General features: G+C 60.9%; 1 protein-coding gene. It reads left to right on the top strand.

Annotated elements, in window-relative coordinates; translation table 11 throughout:
* The first annotated feature begins 147 nt into the window (after positions 1-147).
* Complete coding sequence (locus JFT63_RS29345; protein ID WP_223198360.1) at positions 148-1,017, top strand: HD-GYP domain-containing protein; 870 nt, start codon at positions 148-150, stop codon at positions 1,015-1,017.
* Positions 1,018-1,184: the final 167 nt, after the last annotated feature.

The following is a 1,184-nucleotide window of genomic DNA, read 5'->3' as shown; positions in this document are numbered from 1 at the left end:
AGAGCCCAGAGCCCAGAGCCCAGAGAATTGTCGGAGGAGCAATCTCTGCCGTCTAGTCCACTAAGCAAGAAAAGTGACGGCGCAACCTCAATGGAGAGCGAAATGTGTTATGCACGGAAACTCTGTCTTGCGGCCAAGTCCCAAGTCATGGACATGTTCCAGGAAGCCCGGCTTGGCAAGGCCGTCGACCCAAGCACGACGTTGCCGCTGGTCGGAGAAATCGCTGCCTCGGTGCTGCGCCAACCTCATGCCCTCATCAGCGTCGCACGCATCAAAACGCACGACGATTACACCTACCTGCACTCGGTTGCCGTCTGCGCCCTGATGCTATCGCTGGCCCGGCATCTCGATCTAGACGAGGAGCAAACGCGCCTGGCTGGCATCGGCGGACTGATGCACGACCTAGGCAAGGCCGCGATGCCGCTGGAAGTGCTTAACAAACCAGGCAAGCTCACCGATGCCGAGTTCGCCATCATGAAGCGCCACCCTGTGGAGGGCGCAAAGATGCTGCGCGCAGGCGGGGCCGAGCCCGGGGTGGTGGACATTGCCCTGCACCATCACGAGAAGATCGACGGAACCGGCTACCCGGATCGCTTGGCCGGTGACGCCATTTCACTCCTGGCCCGCATGGGCGCAATCTGCGACGTCTATGATGCCGTGACGTCGGAGCGAGCCTACAAAAAGCCGTGGGACCCGTCCGCGGCGATGCGGCAGATGGCCAAGTGGGAGGGCCATTTCGACAAACGCATCTTCCACGCCTTCGTCAAGGCCGTGGGCATCTACCCCGTCGGCTCCTTGGTTCGCCTGTCCTCTCAGCGTCTGGCCGTTGTCGTTGAGCCGGGAATGGAATCACTGCTGACTCCCAAGGTTCGCGTGTTCTTCTCGCTACGCTCGAGAGAGCCGATCCCGATGCAGACCATCGACCTGGCGGCCACGAGTTGCAAGGACAGTATCACTGGCCCCGAAGACCCGACGCTCTGGAACTTCAAGAACCTCGACGACTTGTGGATGGAATAGCCCCCACAAAACGACGGCCCCGTGAGGGAGCCGTTGAACATCGTCGAGCGATGCCCGTCCAGGGAGGGATGGCCGAGCTCGATTCTCCAGAAGGTAGCTGGTGACACGAGTGTTGAGCCCACCCAACTAGGGTGACGGAAATTTCTGGGGTTCCGGCTTACATCCCC

Source organism: Pseudomonas sp. MF7453 (assembly GCF_016405455.1).
Classification (GTDB): domain Bacteria; phylum Pseudomonadota; class Gammaproteobacteria; order Pseudomonadales; family Pseudomonadaceae; genus Aquipseudomonas; species Aquipseudomonas paralactis.
The sequence above is the reverse complement of the archived record's forward strand: the minus strand, read 5'-3'. Positions and strand labels throughout refer to the sequence as shown.

Coding starts and splice junctions, on each gene's coding strand:
- JFT63_RS29345 (WP_223198360.1), top strand. CDS start 148: ATGGACATGTTCCAGGAAGCCCGGCTTGGCAAGGCCGTCGACCCAAGC.